Source organism: Bradyrhizobium iriomotense, assembly GCF_018130765.1.
GTDB classification, from domain to species: Bacteria; Pseudomonadota; Alphaproteobacteria; order Rhizobiales; family Xanthobacteraceae; genus Bradyrhizobium; species Bradyrhizobium iriomotense_A.
This window is the reverse complement of the sequence record NZ_JAFCJZ010000014.1, coordinates 1-17,491: the sequence shown is the minus strand read 5'-3', so window position 1 is coordinate 17,491 and position 17,491 is coordinate 1. Positions and strand designations below refer to the sequence as shown.

General features: G+C 64.5%; 17 protein-coding genes. All 17 read right to left on the bottom strand.

The genetic code is table 11. The features are described 5' to 3' along the window. Nucleotides 1-2: 2 nt before the first annotated feature. Nucleotides 3-755, bottom strand: coding sequence for a flagellar biosynthesis protein FliR (gene fliR, locus JQ635_RS23165; RefSeq protein ID WP_211412098.1), 753 nt, complete (start codon nucleotides 753-755; stop codon nucleotides 3-5). Continuing rightward, nucleotides 752-2,833 (bottom strand): flagellar biosynthesis protein FlhA, encoded by a 2,082-nt coding sequence (flhA, locus tag JQ635_RS23160; protein WP_211412097.1) that lies wholly within the window; start codon nucleotides 2,831-2,833, stop codon nucleotides 752-754. The genes fliR and flhA overlap by 4 nt, the downstream gene beginning before the upstream one ends. A gap of 73 nt (nucleotides 2,834-2,906) precedes the next feature. Next, a complete protein-coding gene (fliQ, locus tag JQ635_RS23155) occupies nucleotides 2,907-3,173 on the bottom strand; it encodes a flagellar biosynthesis protein FliQ (protein WP_018641238.1) in 267 nt (88 codons plus the stop codon). Next, nucleotides 3,170-3,592 carry a flagellar hook assembly protein FlgD gene (gene flgD / locus JQ635_RS23150; RefSeq protein WP_211412096.1) on the bottom strand — a complete coding sequence of 141 codons (423 nt, stop codon included), beginning with the start codon at nucleotides 3,590-3,592 and terminating at the stop codon, nucleotides 3,170-3,172. The genes fliQ and flgD overlap by 4 nt, the downstream gene beginning before the upstream one ends. 14 nt (nucleotides 3,593-3,606) lie before the next feature. Further along, complete coding sequence (gene flbT / locus JQ635_RS23145; protein WP_211412095.1) at nucleotides 3,607-4,017, bottom strand: flagellar biosynthesis repressor FlbT; 411 nt, start codon at nucleotides 4,015-4,017, stop codon at nucleotides 3,607-3,609. Continuing rightward, a complete protein-coding gene (gene flaF / locus JQ635_RS23140; RefSeq protein WP_211412094.1) occupies nucleotides 4,017-4,361 on the bottom strand; it encodes a flagellar biosynthesis regulator FlaF in 345 nt (114 codons plus the stop codon). Before flaF ends, flbT begins: the two co-directional genes overlap by 1 nt. A 69-nt stretch (nucleotides 4,362-4,430) precedes the next feature. Continuing rightward, nucleotides 4,431-5,477 carry a flagellar hook-associated family protein gene (locus tag JQ635_RS23135; RefSeq protein ID WP_211412093.1) on the bottom strand — a complete coding sequence of 349 codons (1,047 nt, stop codon included), beginning with the start codon at nucleotides 5,475-5,477 and terminating at the stop codon, nucleotides 4,431-4,433. Nucleotides 5,478-5,480: 3 nt separating this feature from the next. Then, the gene (flgK, locus tag JQ635_RS23130) at nucleotides 5,481-6,956 is read right to left on the bottom strand and encodes a flagellar hook-associated protein FlgK (protein WP_211412092.1); all 1,476 of its coding nucleotides are present in this window, start codon (nucleotides 6,954-6,956) and stop codon (nucleotides 5,481-5,483) included. Nucleotides 6,957-6,990: 34 nt separating this feature from the next. After that, nucleotides 6,991-8,223 carry a flagellar hook protein FlgE gene (locus tag JQ635_RS23125; protein ID WP_211412091.1) on the bottom strand — a complete coding sequence of 411 codons (1,233 nt, stop codon included), beginning with the start codon at nucleotides 8,221-8,223 and terminating at the stop codon, nucleotides 6,991-6,993. Nucleotides 8,224-8,313: 90 nt separating this feature from the next. After that, nucleotides 8,314-8,895: a transglycosylase SLT domain-containing protein gene (locus tag JQ635_RS23120; RefSeq protein WP_211412090.1), complete on the bottom strand. Its 582-nt coding sequence runs from the start codon at nucleotides 8,893-8,895 to the stop codon at nucleotides 8,314-8,316. Beyond that, nucleotides 8,846-10,174: a flagellar hook-length control protein FliK gene (locus JQ635_RS23115; RefSeq protein WP_211412089.1), complete on the bottom strand. Its 1,329-nt coding sequence runs from the start codon at nucleotides 10,172-10,174 to the stop codon at nucleotides 8,846-8,848. Before JQ635_RS23115 ends, JQ635_RS23120 begins: the two co-directional genes overlap by 50 nt. Continuing rightward, complete coding sequence (locus JQ635_RS23110) at nucleotides 10,171-11,364, bottom strand: chemotaxis protein (RefSeq protein WP_211412088.1); 1,194 nt, start codon at nucleotides 11,362-11,364, stop codon at nucleotides 10,171-10,173. The genes JQ635_RS23115 and JQ635_RS23110 overlap by 4 nt, the downstream gene beginning before the upstream one ends. Continuing rightward, on the bottom strand, nucleotides 11,361-12,668 hold the full coding sequence (locus JQ635_RS23105) for a MotB family protein (RefSeq protein ID WP_211412087.1): 1,308 nt from the start codon (nucleotides 12,666-12,668) through the stop codon (nucleotides 11,361-11,363). Before JQ635_RS23105 ends, JQ635_RS23110 begins: the two co-directional genes overlap by 4 nt. 5 nt (nucleotides 12,669-12,673) lie before the next feature. Then, nucleotides 12,674-13,381: a hypothetical protein gene (locus JQ635_RS23100; protein ID WP_211412086.1), complete on the bottom strand. Its 708-nt coding sequence runs from the start codon at nucleotides 13,379-13,381 to the stop codon at nucleotides 12,674-12,676. Continuing rightward, nucleotides 13,378-15,006 carry a flagellar basal-body MS-ring/collar protein FliF gene (gene fliF / locus JQ635_RS23095; RefSeq protein ID WP_211412085.1) on the bottom strand — a complete coding sequence of 543 codons (1,629 nt, stop codon included), beginning with the start codon at nucleotides 15,004-15,006 and terminating at the stop codon, nucleotides 13,378-13,380. Before fliF ends, JQ635_RS23100 begins: the two co-directional genes overlap by 4 nt. A 305-nt stretch (nucleotides 15,007-15,311) precedes the next feature. Further along, nucleotides 15,312-16,259 (bottom strand): flagellin, encoded by a 948-nt coding sequence (locus JQ635_RS23090; RefSeq protein WP_211412084.1) that lies wholly within the window; start codon nucleotides 16,257-16,259, stop codon nucleotides 15,312-15,314. 293 nt (nucleotides 16,260-16,552) lie between these two features. Then, on the bottom strand, nucleotides 16,553-17,491 hold a 939-nt coding region (locus JQ635_RS23085), incomplete at its 5' end, for a flagellin (RefSeq protein WP_246583706.1).

The following is a 17,491-nucleotide window of genomic DNA, read 5'->3' as shown; positions in this document are numbered from 1 at the left end:
TGTCACTCCGCCAGCCACGAGGAGACGCCAAGGATGAACTGCGTCAAGAGTTCGTCGCTGGTGAGATAGAGCAGCAGGAAGCCTCCGAACAGCACAAAGGGCGTCGAGATGAAATAGACCGGAATCGCCGGCGTCAGCTTGTTGAGCAGCCCGACGGCCAGGTTGACGATGACGGAATAGACGATGAACGGGCTGCTGATCCGCAGCGTCAGCACGAACGCTTCGGAGAGACGACCGACGAGCTGGTCGAGCGCCATGCTGCCGCCGAGCCTGCTGCCGGGATGCCAGATATCGTATGAATTCATCAACCCGCGCAGCACCTGCCAGTGCTGGTCGGTCATGAAGAACAGCGTGGTGACCGATGCCATGATCAGCGGCACGAGGGCCGGCGCCGAATCGGTGTCGGCGACCGGCGTTCCCGGGATGTTGCTCAGCCCGATCGCGCTCGCCATCACAGTTGCCATGGTCTGGAGCGCCAGGAAGAACACGCGCCCGCCGAGGCCGATGACGCTGCCGACCAGAACTTCCGAGCCGATCAGGAGCGCGAGCGACAGCGGCGCCGCGTTGTCCGTCAGAGGTTTCAGCACCGCGATCAGGATCGGCGTCAGCGCGAATGTCGTGACCAACGCGATGAACAGCCGGACCTGGGCCGGGACATTGACGCTGGAATAGCCCGGCACGAACATCAGGCAGGCGCCGATGCGGCAGAACACGATGAACGTGACCAGCACGCTGTCGGCGAGGCTGCTGATCACGATATGGCTCCGAGCGCACGGATCTCGGCACTGCGCGCCACTTCGACATGCGACAGGATCGGCAGCGTCGGGAACACCCGTTCCAGGATCATCCGGACATAGGGGCGCGCTTCGGGGGTCACCGCCAGCACCACGCTGGTGCCGTTCTCGGTGAACTTGCGGATCGCGGCGCTGGCTTCCGTCGCGAACTGCTCGATCAGGCGCGGATCGGCATCGAATTCGATGACGTCGCCCTTGGCGTCGCGCTTCAGGCTCTGGTGGAAGGCGAGATCCCAGCGATTGCCGAGGCGAACCACGTTCAGCACACCGTTGTCGGAAAGATCGCCGCAGATCTGCTGGGCAAGGCGCGTGCGCACATGCTCTGCGACCTGCTCGGAGCGCCGCACATGGGGCGCGATCTCGGCGATCGCCTCGAGGATCAGATGCAGGTTGCGGATCGACACGCGCTCGGCCAGCAGGATCTTCAGGATCGCCAGCAGGCCCGAATAGGAGATCTGCGACGGGCAGAGATCCTCGACCAGGCGCTTGTATTCGGGATCGAGCCGGTCGAGCAGCCCGCGCATGTCCTTGTAGGACAGGAGCTGGGCGAGGTTCGCCCTGAGCACCTCGCTCAAATGCGTGAGCAGCACCGACAGATTGTCGACCGGCTTGCAGCCCTGCCGCCTGACTTCGTCGGTGAAGGCTTCCGTCACCCACAGCGCCTTCATGCCGAAGGCGGGCTCGATCACTTCTTCGCCGGGCACGTCGGGCTTGCCGTCCTTGTCGACCAGCACCAGCACCTCGCCGAGCCTGAGTTCGCCGTGGGCGACGCGGGTGTCGTGGATCCGGATCTGGTAGCCCTTCGGATCGATCGACAGATTGTCGGTGAGCTTGATCTCGGGAATAACGAAGCCGTATTGCTTGGCGAACTTCTTGCGGATCTTGGCGACGCGGTGGCCAAGCTCGGTGCGCGAGCCCAGGAGGTGGACCGAAAGATGGCCGCCGAGCGCCAGCTCGATCTCCGCCGTCTTGAGCGATTCCTTGACCGATTCCTTGGCCTCGGTCTGGGCGCGCTCGTTGGCCTTGCGCGCATCTTCCTTCTGCTTCTCGGCCGCCTGCCGCTTGGGCAAGGTGTAGCCGACAAAGGCCATGACGCCGCCGAGCAGCACGAAAGGCGGCATCGGCAACCCCGGCATCAGCGCGAGCACGAACATCATCAGCGCTGCGGCCGACACCGCGCGGGGATAGCCGCCGAGTTGCCGCAGCACGGCCTGCTCCGCCGAGCCCCTGGTGCCGCCCTTGGAGACCAAGAGGCCCGCGGACAGCGACACGATCAGCGCCGGCATCTGCGACACCAGACCGTCGCCGACGGAGAGCTTGGTGTAGACGTCGGCGGCGCGCGACAGCGTCAGGCCGTGATGGGTGACGCCGATCACGATGCCGCCGAAGATGTTGATCGCGGTGATGATCAGGCCGGCGATGGCGTCGCCGCGGACGAATTTCGAAGCACCGTCCATGGCGCCGAAGAACGCGCTTTCCTCTTCGAGCTCGCGGCGGCGGCGCTGGGCTTCCTTGTCGTCAATCAGGCCCGCCGACAGATCGGCGTCGATCGCCATCTGCTTGCCGGGGATGGCGTCCAGGGTGAAACGGGCGCCGACTTCCGCGATACGCGTCGCGCCCTTGGTGATCACGACGAAATTCACCGTGACCAGGATCGCGAAGATGATCAGGCCGATGACGAAATCGCCGCCCATAACGAATTTGGAAAAGCCGGCGACGACATAGCCGGCGGCCTGCTCGCCCTCCCCACCGCGCGACAGGATGAGGCGCGTGGTCGCGATGTTGAGCGCCAGGCGCAGGATGGTCGCAATCAGCAGCACGGTCGGGAAGGCCGAGAAGTCCAGCGGCCGCTGAATCCACAGCGCGACCATCAGGATCAGCGCCGACAGTGCAATCGAGAATGCGAGACCGAGATCGATCAGGATCGGCGGTATCGGCAGGAACAGGATCGTGAGCATGGTCACGATGCCGGCCGCAAAGAAAGCGTCGGCCCCGAATCGGCGGGGGCTGGGCAGGCTAGCAGCTAACGTATCGGCCATGGGTCACCGGCAGAGGGTCCGCCCCGTAATCTGCCGCGCAAAGCTTACGCGAGGGTGGTGGCTGCCTCGCGGCTCAGAAGCCGCGCTCGATATGCGAATAGACCATCTCGGTGAAGGTGGAGAGATGGGCGCCGATGAAGGAGCCGGAGACGGCGACGACCACGAGAATGACGATGATCTTCGGAACGAAGGTCAGCGTCACCTCCTGGATCTGGGTCAGGGCCTGCATCAGCGCGATGATGGTGCCGACCAGCATCGCAGCTCCAACGGCAGGCCCGGAGGCGACGATGATGGTCCAGATCGCCGCCTGGACGATATCGAGGGCGTCCCGTTCGTTCATGACTGGCTGATCGTGAGGCCGGGCCCGACGGCGACTTTCGTGCCGTTTTCGAGGGTCGCAACGGAACCGTCGCTGTTGATGGAGATCGACTTGACCTTGCCGGAGAAGGTCGCGCCGGTCGAGTCGGTGAAGCTGACGGTCTTTCCGATCAACCCGTCGGCCTGCGACAACGACTGCGAGGACAGCAGCGCGTCCAGCTTCGTATTGGTCTGCATCGCCTGCTCGACCGTCGAGAGCTGGGCGAACTGGCTCATATATTGCGAGGTATCCATCGGATTGGTCGGATCCTGGTTCTTCATCTCCGCGACGAGGAGCTGAAGAAAGGTATTATAGTCGACGCTGTTGCTCGACGTGGTCGTCGTGGAGCTGGTCGAGCTGGACGACGTGCTGGTGGTGTCGGTCGCGCTGGTGACGTTCATATGTCTCTCCGCTGTCAGGCAGCCTCGAATGGGACTTCAGTGGTAGCGCCTGCCAGGATGGCCTGCTCCACCGGAAACAGCGCCCGGATCCGCTTGAGCGCCTCGAAATAACGCGTCGCCCCGACCAGCTCGTTGACCGCGGCAAGCCCCTCCAGCATCTCGCGGCTTTCGCACACCGCAACCAGGGCCTCGTGGTGCTGCCCGTACAGCGCCGAAGCGTCGCGGACATCGGTCGGGTTCATCAGCATGAGCTGGACGATGAAATAGAGCTGCCGCATCGCCGTGGTGGCATCGGACGCCTGCATGATCTGCCCTTCGAGCAGGAACATGACGTCGTTGACGAGCTCGACGGAGACCTTGCGGTCCACGCGAAGCACCGCGCCGTTGATGTAGATCCGTTCGCCCGCCCGCAAGGATATCTTCATTAGAGCGCGTCTCGGATCAGGCGGTTGATTTCGATGAGCTGCACGACATCGTTCGACTTCTCCTCACGAAGGCGGTCGGCTTCCTTGACCACCCACAGGCCGATCGAGATGATCTCCGCGCGCAGCTTCTCGGGAAGCCCGTTTTCCGGATGCGAGAGATCCTCGATGAAGATCGTCCACAGCCGCCGGACATAGAGCAGGCTCTGGACGTGATCCTCGAAACTGGAGCGTCCCTTCTGGAGCCGCTCGAGGCGGTCGATGCCGAGGCTGAGCGCTTGCCGCTCGCGGCCTCGCGCCTCAGAACCGCTCTCTTCGACGACCGCTGCATAGGCTTCAAACGTCATCAGGACCACTCTGCGCAGGAAACGGAATTACAAGACAAGGGTCGTAAACCTCGAAAAACGAACTCTGGCTCAGAGATAGTTGATGAGGCTGATCTTCTGGAGCTGTGAGGTCAGCGCCAGCGCCGTCTGGATCTGGGTCTGCAGGGTGTTGACCCGGACCGAGGCTTCCGTCGGATCGACCTTCTCCATACCGACGATCTGATTGTTGAGAATATCCTGCTGCGTCTTGAGCTTGTCGGTTGCGGAGGTGATCCGCTGCTGCACCGTGCCGACGCTGCCGCCGAGCGTAGCGAGGTCAGAGATTGCGGCACCAACGAGGCCGATGGCCTTGTCCACGACGACCTGGAACGTCTCTTGGCTCAGCTTCGCGTTCCCGAGATCCGCCATCATGGTGTAGGCCTCGGCGAGCTTGCGGAAGCCGGTCTGGTTGGCGCTGACGGACGTATCGGCGATTTCGGTCGTGGAGATACGGCTTTGCATGACCTGGTCAGTGGCCGATGACCAGTTGGTGTTCCAGGCCGGGCTGGCGAACTCGGCATCGAAGGTGGTGTTGAGGAACGTCTGCATCTGGGCCGGGGTTATGCCGCTCACGCTGGCCGAGGATTGCGAAAAGCCGAAGGCCGCAAGAAAATCGGCGTCGACCTGGTTCTTGCTGGCCGAGCCCGTGGCGTACGCCGTGATCGGCATGTTCTGCGTGTTGATGCCCGAGAAGAGATACGAGCCGTTATAGGAGACGTTCAGCGCGCCGATCAGATCCTGGAGGTTGGCGGACGCAGGTGGCAGCACGATCCGCCCGCCGTTGTCGGTGCTGCGGGCCGCAATCAGGTCCTTCAGGAAGTCCGATGCGGTCGTGCCGAGCTGGGTGATCCGGGTTTGCGTCACGTCGAGGCGTCCCGCAACGAGCTCGTTGGTGTCGACGAGCTGGTCGGCGAAGCTCCAGTCCGCGCGCAGGGTGACGTCGCTTCCCGTCGTGGCACCGAGCTCGAGGCCGACATCGGCGAAACGGCCGGTGGTCGCTTCCGTCGACGCCTTGCTGAGCGCTGCCTGGTTGTTCGTGATCGAGGACCTCAACGACGAGGACAGCATCAAGGTCGAGATGTAGTTCGCGCTCATCATGGCTTAGTTCCCCACGGCGGCCAGCAGGCTCTGCAACATTTCGTCAACGGTCGAAATGATCTTCGACGAGGCCGAATAGGTGCGCTCGACCTGAAGCATCAAGGACATCTCGTCGTCCATGTTGACGCCGCTGACGTTGGACAGCGCCGCGGTGCTGCGGTCGAGCAGCGTTTTCTGGTAGGTGACGTTGGAGTCCGCGGTCTTGCGCTGGTTTTCGATCCAGCTCGTCGACGACGACGCGTAGTCGATCAGGCTACCACTCGGCTTGCCTTGCGTGGTTGCATCGAACGGCTGCGCCGCATCCATGTCGCCGATGAGCTGCTGCAGCCGGGCCGAGTAGCCGCCGTTGCCGGCGGTGTTGTATGTGTATGCAGGATTGCCGCTGATCGCGCCGTCGCGCAGCAGGTTGGGATTGCCGCCCTGGGCCGGATCGACTGATGCCGCGACACTGATCAGGCCGGCAAGGCCGACCGAGACGGTGGCGCTCGCCGGCATCGCCGGCGCACCGGGATAGGTAAAGAGACCGGGAACGTCGGGCAGCGCCGCGGCGGTCTGATCGCTCTCCCTGAAGGTGTTGATCAGGCCGCGAGCGATTTCGTCGAGCTGACTCTGATAGGTGATGGTGTCCTGGTCACGCAGCTGGGCGAGACCCGCAAGCTTGCCCGACTTCAGCGGCATCACCGAATTGGCGCCTGTGACCGGCACGCCGTCGATATAGACCGCGTTGCCCGTGGTGCCGGGCGAATAGATATTGGTCGCCGTGAAGCTGACCGTTCGCGCCGTCTTGTCGAACAGCACGACGCCGCTGTCGGTATAGAGCGCGGCATCGCCGTTGGTGCGGATCGACATCTCGACGCCGACCTCCTCCGACAGCTTCGAGACGATGCTGTCGCGCTGGTCGAGATAGTCGGTGACGTCGTCACCGGCAATCGTCCCCCTCACGATCGCATTGTTGACCTTGTCGAACTGGGTGAGGAGCTGGTTGATGTTGGCAACCGAGGTCGCCATGTCGGCATCGGCCCCCTCGCGAACCGATTGCACGGTCTTGGTCGCCTCGTTGAGCGAGGTCGCCATATCCTTGGCGGACGTGACCGCCGCCTGCGCCAGCGTGGTGTTGTCCGGCGCGTTGGCATATTGCTGCAGCGCCTTCTTCAGCGCATTGAGCTGCGCCGTCGGCGACTGGTCGAGCTCCGTATCGTCGACCGTGGCAGTTGCGATCTTCTGAAGACCGTCATAGATCGCGCTTTGCTTGGCCGACGACGAGGTCGCGGTCAAGACGTTGTTGTAGAGACCCGAGCTGGCGGCGCGCTGGATCGCCGCCACATAGACGCCGGCCCCGGGCAGATTGTCCAGCACGGCGATCTTGCGCGAATAGCCGGTGGCGCTGGCACCGGCGATGTTGCGCGAGATCGTCGAGGACTGAATGCCCGACGCCATAAGTGAAGCGCGGGCGGAGTCGAGAGCGGCGGTAAGGGACATGATTTGCTCTTGCCCGGAACGGGCGCTGAAGAATTCAGCGCTTCAGGTTGACGACGACGTCGAGCAGGTCGGCACCGGTCTGGAACGATTTCGAGTTGGCGGTGAAGCCGCGCTGGGCCTCGATCATCCCGGTGAGCTCGTCCGCGAGGTCGACGTTGGAGTCTTCCAGGGCGCCGGACTGGATCGTGCCGAGGCCACCGGTGCCGGCATTGCCGGCCTGCGCGTTGCCGGAATTCATGTTGGTCGAGTAGACGTTGCCCGGCTCGGGCGTCAGATTGTCGGGGCTCGCGACGTCGGCCAGCATGATGGTGTAGAGCGTCATCTGCTGCCCGTTCTTGAGCACGGCTGTCACGTACCCGTTCTCGTCGACGTCGACCTTGTCGATGGCCGATGGAGCGCTGCCGTTGACGGTCGCCTTGAAGCTGAAGTCGGTTCCGGTCTGCGTCATGTTCGACAGGTCCAGGGTCGTCGCCGCACCGCCGGGGACGGTGAAGGAGAGAGTCGTCGGGCTCGCCGCGGCCAGCGCGCCTTTGCCGGTTGCGGTCGTATCGAAGGTGAAGGTGGTGGCGGCGCCGACCGACGTACCTGTCGCGGAGTTGTAAGCCTGAATCTGCCAGGTGTCCGAGCCAGCGGCCGTCGCCGTGTGGGACATGTAGACGTCGAGCGTAACGGCCTGGCCGATATTGTTGTAGGCCACGATCGAGCTCTTCGACGAATATGACGCCGGTCCGGGCGGACCGGCGATCACAGCCGCCGTCGGATCCAGATTGCCGGTCGTGAGTGTCCCCGCCGTCGTCGGCACGGGCACTTGCGAAACCTGGGCAATGTTGACGATCTGCATGCCAGACAGGCTGTTCTGCGAGAAATTGGTCACCTTGCCGGGCTGACCCAGAAGGTAGTAGCCGGCCGCGTTGACCAGATTGCCCTGGGCGTCCGGCACGAACGAGCCGGCGCGCGTCAGATATTGCTGCGTGTTGTTGGCGTTCGACACCACGAAGAAGCCGTTGCCCTGGACGGCGAGGTCCGTGGTCGACGTGGTGAACTGCGTATGTCCTGCGTCGCTGATGGCGTAGCGGACCGTCGTCTCGACGGCGCCGGAATCGTAGTTGCCCGAACCGCTCTTCAGGATCAGCGATGAGAATTCAGTCGAAGCCCGCTTGTAGCCGGTGGTGTTGACGTTCGCGATGTTGTCCGAGACCGTCGACAGCTTGTTGGATTGCGCAGACATGCCGGAAACGCCGGTGCGCATAACACCATACAGGCTCATGAATTGGGCTCCTTTGGTAGGTTGCAGCTACAATGAGGGTTCTTGCTTGCGCGGGGCTGATGGTTGGGAACCATGCACAACTTCATGTTGTCAGGTCGTTTTCGGCTGACAGAACGAGCGCGCCTTGTCGGTCCACGCCCCGAAGCCGCTCGAGACGAGATGAGCGACGATGTGACAGACATAACGCTTCTGCGCCGGCTGGTTGTTGGGGCCTGCGTTGTAGCGGGCGACCGCCATGGTCCAGCTGCCCTCGCGCTGCTTCAACTCTTTCAGGAAGCGCGCGGCGTAGTCGACATTCCGGGCGGGATCGAACATCGCCTGCACGGAGGCAAACTTGTCGCCGTGGTAATAGTGGTTGATCTGCATGCAGCCGAGGTCGATCAGCTTGATGCCCTTGGCTCGCATCGCCTCGAAATTCGCGATCGCATCGTTCATGTCCTTGGCGAACACGGTCTGACCGTCGGCGCCAAGCGCATAAGGATAGAGCGCCCCGCGCCGTCCGGTCTCGGTGAGGCCGACGGCGTAGAGAATGCCGAGCGGAATGCCGTGCTGCTGGGCCGCACGCGCCATCTCGCGCTCGCAGGGGCGCGCGCTGTCGGCGGCCGCCTCCGCGGCGCCGGCGTTACAGATAAACAGGGCCGCGACGAGTCTGCGGCGCCACGTCCTGGTCATGACGCGTCTCCTGGTTGGACTGGCGCTCCTGCCGGGCCTGTCTCGCATCGCCGTCCGATTGTCCCGACGACGTGCTGGCGCCGTCGAACGTGCCTTGCGACTGTGAGGATGACTGTTGCTGGCCCGAGAACTGCGGCTGCGACTGCGACTGGCCGGAGCCGCTCTGGAATCCATCGAGCGAGCCGTGCTGGACGGGCGCGACGTCGGCGACGTAACCGGCCGACTGCATCAGGTCGCGGATCGAGTCGCGCTGCTGGTCCAGCATCTGGCTGGTGTCCTTGCGTTCGGCCGCGAGGTGGATCGAGACCTCCGAGCCGACCAGGCGGAGGCGCACGGTGACATTGCCGAGCGCCGGCGGCTCCAGGCTGACGGTCAGGATCTTCAGTGGCTGATCCGGCGCATTGGTCTGCGACCCCGTGAGATCAGGGGCTGCGGACGATGCCGTCGGCGCCGCGGATTCCTTCAGCTCCGCGACCACCGCATTGGCGACCTGTTGTGGAGCGTTGAACTGCGCCGGAGGCAGATGAGTCTCCTGCTGGACCACGGTGACCTTGGTGGCCTCGGGCAATGCGTCCCGGGCCGAGGCCTTGACGGCGCGTTCTACATTCGCCGTAACGGCCTCGAAGCCTGACGTTGCCGGCAACGCCTTTGACGGACCCTCGTTATCCTGCTGTGCGGCTGCTGCCGCCTGCGAACGCACGCCGATCGGGTCGGCAGCAGTCGGCGCGGAATCAGCTGCGGCGATCTTCGCCATGCCCGTAGCCTGGACCTCGCGCTTCGACGTGGAGGCGCGCTCGTCGCGCGCGGACGCATCCTTCCCGTCATCCGCCTGCGATTGCACCTGCGATTTCACGGCCAGCACGACGGCGAGTTCCTGCCCGACGATCGCGGGCATGCTCGACCGGCTCGAAACGTCCGCCTTCGCGGTATCCTCGACCGGACTCTGCGTTTCCGACGATTGATCGGTCTTCTGGCCAGACGATTTGCGGCTGGACTTGGACTCGTCGGCTGCCTCGGTGCGATCGTCTACCGTGTCGTCCTTCCCGGCCTGATGCGCCAGGCGTGCGCGCAGCGTTCCGGTTTTCACGGTCGTGTCGCTGGCCTCGTCGTTGAGTGCCCGCTTCGCCAGGTTCGAGACGGTGTGAAGCAGATCGTTGAACGAGGAATCTGCCTGCGATTTGGTCCCCGCCGCTTTCGCCGAACGCGACGCACCGCGCATGTTGAGGCTCTCGGCGAGACCCGAGAAGAGCTGTCCGGAGGTTCCGCTGAGTTTGGTCATGGGCGGCGATCCTTGGCAAGGAGTTCGAGTTCGCCGAGCTGCTTCTGCGCGCGCGCGAGCGTCGCGTTCGATGATGCGAGATCGAGGCGCGCCGGCGTCGCAGGAGGCTTGTCGGCGGTGGCGGCGGGGCCGCCCGCGAATGGTTTGCGGACGTCGAGCGCGAGCTGCAACGTTGCGTTCAGGAGAGCAACATCGCGCTCGGGCAGCTTCGACCGGTCGAGCGCCTTCAGCTCGGCAAGACCGCCGTCATATTCGTCGGTGAGCGCCCGCGAGGCGCCGCGGAAGAAATGCGCACGCTCGCGCTCCGCCGAGGCGTCGGCGCTGAGCGCCAGCGCACGCTCGGCCGCGAGCCGGGTCACGGGCATCAGTCCACGCAGCATCGCGTTGCGCGCGATCATGAGATGAAGCTTGATGCGGCTGGCGCGGTCGATCTGGTCCAGCAGAGTAACGATCCGCGCAAAGCGGCGCTCGTCGAGAGCCAGGCTCGATTGCGTCAGGCCCGTGGAGAAGCGCTGCCAGAAATCGCCGGCATAGATCGAGTTGCGGTAGTGGCGGATATAGGCCAGCGTCAGGAACTCGAACTTGTCGAAATCCTCGGCCTGCCCGACCAGCAGGATCTCGCGCCGCAGCGCGGCCTCCTCCACCAGCGTTCCGGGCAGGAGCAGACGCGCATCGTCCAGACGCTCGATCGCGAGCGATGCTTCGGTCCGTGCGAACAACGCGCCCTGCACCAGCGCGACCTGTCCGCCCAGGCCCGACGGAAGCGTCCTGGGCTTGACGTCCTTGAGCAGCTCGCGCGCCTCGTCCTGGCGGCCCTCGACATAAGCGAGCGCGCCATCGAACAGCCGTCCGTCGACGTTGATCTTGTCGCGCGGCAGCTTGCGGACCAGTTGCGGCGCGCCGCCGCTGAGCAGGTAGATGACGACGGCCTGGCCGTTCTGCGGATTGCTCCACACGTTCGCATCGGCGGCAAGAAACTTCTCGCCGACCTGCCGGATCAGCGCGATGTGACTGCCATGCGCCGCAGTGTCGCCGTTGGCGATGCCGTCCTGCACCGCCTGCAAGGCACGCACGAGCTCATACGGCTCGCTTGACGTCGAGGCAGGGACCGGCGTCGGATCGGCAAGCGCGGGCGCCGCTGTCGGCGGCAACACCATCAGCAGGGCAGCGCAGAGAAGCGGCCTGATCACGGGCGCTTCTCCCGGATCAGGATCTCGATCCGGCGATTCTGCGCGGCCGCCGGGTCGTTCGGGAGTTTCGGCCGCCGGTCGGCATAACCTTCGACATGCTCGATCCGCTGCGCATCGACGCCGGAGCGGACCAGCATGTAATAGGCCATCTGCGCGCGGGCGGTCGACAGCCGCCAATTGTCGTAGTTCTCCGACTTGTACGGCCGATTGTCGGTGTGGCCGCGGACGATGATCACGCCGGGCCGCTTCGCCACCAGCGGCCCGATCTTGTCGATCACCCGGATCAGTTCGGGCCGCGGCTCAGCCGAGCCGACCGCGAACATGCCGAAGCTCGCATCGTCGGTCAGGCTGACCAGCAGGCCTTCCTCGACCTGGCGCACCTCGGCCACAGGTCCCGCACCGGCCTTGATGTCCGACAGCGCATCCGCGATCGCGGACTGCAGCTGCTTGACGGTCGGCTGCTGTGTTTGTGCAGCCTCGCGCGTTTCGGAATCCTTCTTCGCCTCGTTGGGACGCGCCTGCGCGCCGGACTGCGCGTTCGCCTGGGCGCTGCCGTCGCGGGACGACTGCGACGGCGCGGGCCCCGGCGGCAGCAGGGGCGACAGGCTCGCCGACGACGCATCCGCGTTCGGAGCGATGCTTCCGCCGGCATCATCCGTCCTGGCGCGGCGCGGCTGCGGCTCGCCCTGCCCCGCACTGGAAGCATTGTCGCGCGCGGACGCATTCGGCTTGGGCTCGCTCTCGATAATGCGATCCGCATCCTTGGATGTCTGTGGCGCCAGCTTCCAATAGCCGGGATCGAAGGGATCGCGGTAGGCGTCGCCGCCCTTCAGGCCATCCTCTTCGGCTGATGTCAGCGATCCGGCGCGGCGCTGGCCTGAGGCCTCGTTCGCGTTATTCGCGATCTCGGCAAGCGTCGCATAGGGATCGCGGAACAGGACCTTCTCCTCGTAGAACGGCGGCTTCTCCGCCGTCGGGGAGTCACCGCGACGCTCCTCGCTCGGCCCACCCGGCTGACGCCGGCCCTCCTGGCCGTCGAACGTGGTCGGCTCCTTCTTGGTGAGATCCTTCAGACCTTTCGGCGCCGGCGCGTTCTCGGCGAGCTTGATCGGGTTGAAGTAGCTCGCGACCACCTGCTTCTGGTCCTGGTTGAGCGCGTTGAGCAGCCACATGACCAGGAAGAACGCCATCATCGCGGTCATGAAGTCCGCATAGGCAATCTTCCATACGCCGCCGTGATGCGCCTCCTCGGCGAAGGCGCTGCGCCGGCGGACGATCACGAGCTCCTGCTTGACCTCTTCCATGGCTGCTACCGGCGCGCTTCCTTCAGGCGTTCGCCCCAGGCCGTGATCTGCGTCTCGATCACGGTCTGGTCGGCGACGACACGGACCTCAGAAGTCTCGGCGACCTCGTACTCAACTCCCGTGCGCCTGCTAGCCTCAAGCTGGGTCCTCACGAGGTCGAGCAGCTCGCTCGGGCCGGTGACCTTGAACACCGGCACCGGCGAATTACCGGTCAGCGCCGCGATCTGCTCGACCAGCGATCCCACCGCCTTGTCGCGGACCGCATCGGCGAGGAAAGGCAGCAGGATACGCGCGACGGAGCTCGCGATGTTGGTTTCGATCTCGCGGCAGGCCGCCTCGAAGCCGCCGACGATCGCGACCGCCTGCTGGTCGGACCACTTGGAGCGTTCCTCGCCGAGCCGGATCGCGCTGCGGACGCGCTCCTCGGCGACCCTGGCATCGCCTTCGGCAACACCGGCGGCATGACCGCGACGATAGGCATCTTCGAGAAGATTGACCGGCGGAGCTTCCGCCTCGGGCGCCGGAGGCGCGGGCTGAAGCTGCGGCTGCGATTGAGGCTGACGCTGCGGCTGGGCCTGTGATTGCGGCTCGCGCCTCGCCTCCTTCGGCCTCGTCAGCACGTCCTGGATCTTGGGCGGCGGAGGCGGCGGTGGCGACTTGACCCGGCCATTCGCGTCGAACTGCGTCAGGAGTTTTCCGATTGCCGCGTTCATGCCGCCTCCTCGCGTCGCATCCAGTCTTTAAGGATCGCTGCCGCTTGCGCCTGATCGAGCCGGACGATCTGCTCGAGCCGCTTTTGCGGTGTTCGCTGCATCTTGCCTTCGAGATCCTCGACGAGGTTGAGCTCGGGATCCTGGCTCTCTGTCAATGCAAGGGCCGCGGCGGCTTCGAGTTCGGCAGCCTCAGCCGCCTCGGTCTGCTCCTGCGCCGCACGATGGGTCAGAATGCCGTTGACCGCGGGCCGAAGCCCGAACCAGACCAGCATCGAAGCAACCGCCAGGATCGTCACCGCGTTGATGACGCTGCCGAGCTGCTTGTTGATCATCTCGACGAAGCTGATCGGCGGCACCGGCGCGAGCTCGCGCGAGCCTTCGATGAAGTCGACGGCCGTGACCTGGATCTGGTCGCCGCGCGCCTTGTCCAGCCCGCCGGCCGTCGCCGCGAGCTGGCTGATCTCGGCGAGCTTGCTGTCGACGATGGCCTGGTTGCTCTTGTCGCCGAGATCGGCGACCAGACGCGCGCGGTTGACCAGCACGGCGATGAACAGCTTCTTGACCAGATAGCCGTCGCTCACCGTCGTCGTGGTCTTGGACGAGACCTCGAAATTGGTGACGTCCTCGCGGCGGGTCTTGTCCTCGCTGGAGTTCTTGCCGCCGCCGGCGTTCACCTGCTGATCGGGGAGGTTCTGCTGCACCGTTGTCGGCTGCGAACGATCCGCATTCTGCGACGATTCCTTCTCGCGCACGTTCCGCACCGAACGTTCGGCGCGGCTCTCCGGATCGTAGACGGTCTCGTTGGTCTGCCGCTTGTCGGTGGAGAGCTGCGGCGCGACGCTGACCTCAAAATTGTCCAGACCCAGATACGGCGTCAGCGCCTTGCGGATGTTCTCCTGCACCATTCCGCCGACCGTCTTCTGCAAGCTCGCCATCTTGGTCGGCGCGGCGCTGGCCTCGTCCTCCTCGGCGAGCAGCATCGAGCCGTCGGCATCCAGCACCGTCACCTTGTCGCGGCTCATGCCGGGGATGGCGGCCGCGACCAGATGACGGATCGACTGCGCCGTGCGCGCCTCGATCGCGCCGTCGGTGCGCAGCACGACCGACGCCGAAGGCGGCTGCTGGGTTGCGCGGAACGAGCCGCGCACCGGCAGCACGATGTGCACGCGCGCCGCCTTCACGCCCTTCATCAGCTGGACGGTGCGCGCGATCTCGCCCTCGAGCGCGCGCAGCTTCGTCACTTCCTGCATGAACGAGGTCAGGCCGAGCGAGCCGATCTTGTCGAACAACTCGTAGCCCGAATTGGCGCTGGTCGGCAGGCCCTTCTCGGCGAGCAGCATGCGCGCCTGCATGGTCTGGCTCGGACGCACCGAGACGGCGTCACCGGCGGTATTGACGTCGAAGGCGATGTTCTGCTCGCGCAGCGCTGCGCCCATGCGCGTCACGTCCTCGCGGGTGAGGCCGGTATAGAGCGTCTCGAACTCGGGCCGGCTCAGATAATACGCGCCGCCAACGACGGTGACGAGAACGGCAAAGCCGATCAGTCCCAGGGCCATCAGCCGTCGTGGCCCGAGCTCCAGCAGATTGTTGAGCAGTTGCTGTATCTGCGCACGACTGAACAGCATATGACCTCATACCAATGCGAACGTAGAGGACACTCCGCTGCCAACCTTGTCTGAAGGTTGCGCGAGGCCACGAATGTGTCGGTTCGCGGGCGAGGCGTGGTAAATTTACAAGAAATTGGGTGACGCTGCCGCGCGTATCGGCATCAGGTGCACAGCCGGCTGTATCGCGGCGTGATCGGCTGCGGCGTACTGCTTCAAGTCTGGCGTCGGGAGGTCGATTGCGGGCACGTCATGCGCCGTCACATCCGCCGTTCATGGCGGAGACCGTGCTCCCTTGGGAGCACGGTCGTTTCCAAAGCCGAGGCCTACTTGAACAGCGACAGGATGCTCTGGCTGTTCTGGTTGGCGATCGAGAGCGCCTGAACGCCGAGTTGCTGCTGGGTCTGGAGGGCCTGCAGGCGCGTCGATTCCGCATTCATGTCGGCGTCGACGAGCTGGCCGATGCCGCGATCCACGGAGTCCATCAGGTTCTTGACGAATTCCGTGTTGGTCGCGATGCGGTTCTTGATGGCACCGAGATTAGCGGCAGCCGAGGCAACCGTGTTGATCGCAGCGGTGACCTGGTTGATGTAGCCGTCGAGCTTGGTCTGGTCAGTCGCCGCGTCGGTCAGCGCGCCGATGGCGAGCGTGTCGACCGACGCGAAGCCGGTCGTGCTGTTGCCGGTCACCGTATCCAGGATACCGGTCTTGGTTGCGCCGTTGACGGTGTAGAGCGCGAAGGTGGCGGTCGTCACCGTGATGGAGCCGATGGTGGGCGTACCGCCGACACGCGAGTACGACGACACAAGGTTGAAGCTCGTCGGCGTCGCCGTGGTTCCGGTCGAGGTGTCGATGCTCAGCCAGTTGATGCCGTTGATCGTGGCCGAATTGGCCTTCAGCTTCATATCCTGCTGGATCTGGGTGATTTCCGACTGGATCTTGGTGCGATCGATACCGGCGGTCTTGGCTTCGACCAACAGCGCCTGGAGCTTGGTCAGGCCGGAGTCCTTGTCGCCGATGACCGTGTTCAGAGCGGTGTATTCGGTGTCCACCATCGCGGCCGACAGACCGAGCGAGTCGGAGACTGCGGAGAGCGCGGCGTTGTCGGAGCGCATCGACGTCGCGATCGACCAATAGGCCGAGTTGTCCGCGGCAGTCGAGACGCGCTGGCCGGTCGAGATCCGGTTCTGCGTGGTCGCGAGCTGCGAGCTGACGTTGCGGAGGGTCTGCAGCGCGGTCATTGCAGACGAGTTGGTGAGAAGGCTGGAACTCATTTTTGACGCCCCTTTGAAGATTGATTTGTTAGGGACATACCGGACTTACACCGGTACGACAGGACGGCATCATGCCTTTGGGCTGCGGACGAGCGCGCTCAACCTGACGTAACAGTGGCGATAGCATGCGAAGTTTGTGCGGAGCTTGTGGCTCCGTGACCGGACCGCAACAGGGTGCGCCAAATCAGGGTACGAGGGGCAAGGTGCGAAAGTCATGGCGCGCGACCAACGCACGCCAAATGAAAAGGGCCGCGCTTCTCGCGAAGCGCGGCCCTTTGCCGATGGTTTGAAGCTTAGCGGAACAGCGACAGGATGCTCTGGCTGTTCTGGTTGGCGATCGAGAGCGCCTGAACGCCGAGTTGCTGCTGGGTCTGGAGGGCCTGAAGGCGCGTCGATTCCGCATTCATGTCGGCGTCGACGAGCTGGCCGATGCCGCGGTCCACGGAGTCCATCAGGTTCTTGACGAATTCCGTGTTGGTCGCGATGCGGTTCTTGACGGCACCGAGATTGGCGGCGGCCGAGGCAACCGTGTTGATCGCAGCGGTGACCTGGTTGATGTAGCCGTCGAGCTTGGTCTGGTCAGTCGCCGCGTCGGTCAGCGCACCGATGGCGAGCGTGTCGACCGACGCGAAGCCGGTCGTGCTGTTGCCGGTCACCGTATCCAGGATACCGGTCTTGGTTGCGCCGTTGACGGTGTAGAGCGCGAAGGTGGCGGTCGTCACCGTGATGGAGCCGATGGTGGGCGTACCGCCGACACGCGAGTACGACGACACGAGGTTAAAGCTCGTCGGCGTCGCCGTGGTTCCGGTCGAGGTGTCGATGCTCAGCCAGTTGATGCCGTTGATCGTGGCCGAATTGGCCTTCAGCTTCATATCCTGCTGGATCTGGGTGATTTCCGACTGGATCTTGGTGCGATCGATACCGGCGGTCTTGGCTTCGACCAACAGCGCCTGGAGCTTGGTCAGGCCGGAGTCCTTGTCGCCGATGACCGTGTTCAGAGCGGTGTATTCGGTGTCCACCATCGCGGCCGACAAACCGAGCGAGTCGGAGACTGCGGAGAGCGCGGCGTTGTCGGAGCGCATCGAGGTCGCGATCGACCAATAGGCCGAGTTATCCGCGGCAGTCGAGACGCGCTGGCCGGTCGAGATCCGGTTCTGCGTGGTCGCGAGCTGCGAGCTGACGTTGCGGAGGGTCTGCAGCGCGGTCATTGCAGACGAGTTGGTGAGAAGGCT

What these genes read in the sequence shown, in the direction of transcription:
- JQ635_RS23120 (WP_211412090.1), bottom strand. Translation starts at nt 8,895, where the DNA reads ATGACCAGGACGTGGCGCCGCAGACTCGTCGCGGCCCTGTTTATCTGT.
- flhA (WP_211412097.1), bottom strand. Translation starts at nt 2,833, where the DNA reads ATGGCCGATACGTTAGCTGCTAGCCTGCCCAGCCCCCGCCGATTCGGG.
- flbT (WP_211412095.1), bottom strand. Translation starts at nt 4,017, where the DNA reads ATGAAGATATCCTTGCGGGCGGGCGAACGGATCTACATCAACGGCGCG.
- JQ635_RS23115 (WP_211412089.1), bottom strand. Translation starts at nt 10,174, where the DNA reads ATGACCAAACTCAGCGGAACCTCCGGACAGCTCTTCTCGGGTCTCGCC.
- JQ635_RS23135 (WP_211412093.1), bottom strand. Translation starts at nt 5,477, where the DNA reads ATGATGAGCGCGAACTACATCTCGACCTTGATGCTGTCCTCGTCGTTG.
- JQ635_RS23125 (WP_211412091.1), bottom strand. Translation starts at nt 8,223, where the DNA reads ATGAGCCTGTATGGTGTTATGCGCACCGGCGTTTCCGGCATGTCTGCG.
- fliQ (WP_018641238.1), bottom strand. Translation starts at nt 3,173, where the DNA reads ATGAACGAACGGGACGCCCTCGATATCGTCCAGGCGGCGATCTGGACC.
- flaF (WP_211412094.1), bottom strand. Translation starts at nt 4,361, where the DNA reads ATGACGTTTGAAGCCTATGCAGCGGTCGTCGAAGAGAGCGGTTCTGAG.
- JQ635_RS23100 (WP_211412086.1), bottom strand. Translation starts at nt 13,381, where the DNA reads ATGAACGCGGCAATCGGAAAACTCCTGACGCAGTTCGACGCGAATGGC.
- JQ635_RS23105 (WP_211412087.1), bottom strand. Translation starts at nt 12,668, where the DNA reads ATGGAAGAGGTCAAGCAGGAGCTCGTGATCGTCCGCCGGCGCAGCGCC.
- flgK (WP_211412092.1), bottom strand. Translation starts at nt 6,956, where the DNA reads ATGTCCCTTACCGCCGCTCTCGACTCCGCCCGCGCTTCACTTATGGCG.
- fliF (WP_211412085.1), bottom strand. Translation starts at nt 15,006, where the DNA reads ATGCTGTTCAGTCGTGCGCAGATACAGCAACTGCTCAACAATCTGCTG.
- JQ635_RS23090 (WP_211412084.1), bottom strand. Translation starts at nt 16,259, where the DNA reads ATGAGTTCCAGCCTTCTCACCAACTCGTCTGCAATGACCGCGCTGCAG.
- flgD (WP_211412096.1), bottom strand. Translation starts at nt 3,592, where the DNA reads ATGAACGTCACCAGCGCGACCGACACCACCAGCACGTCGTCCAGCTCG.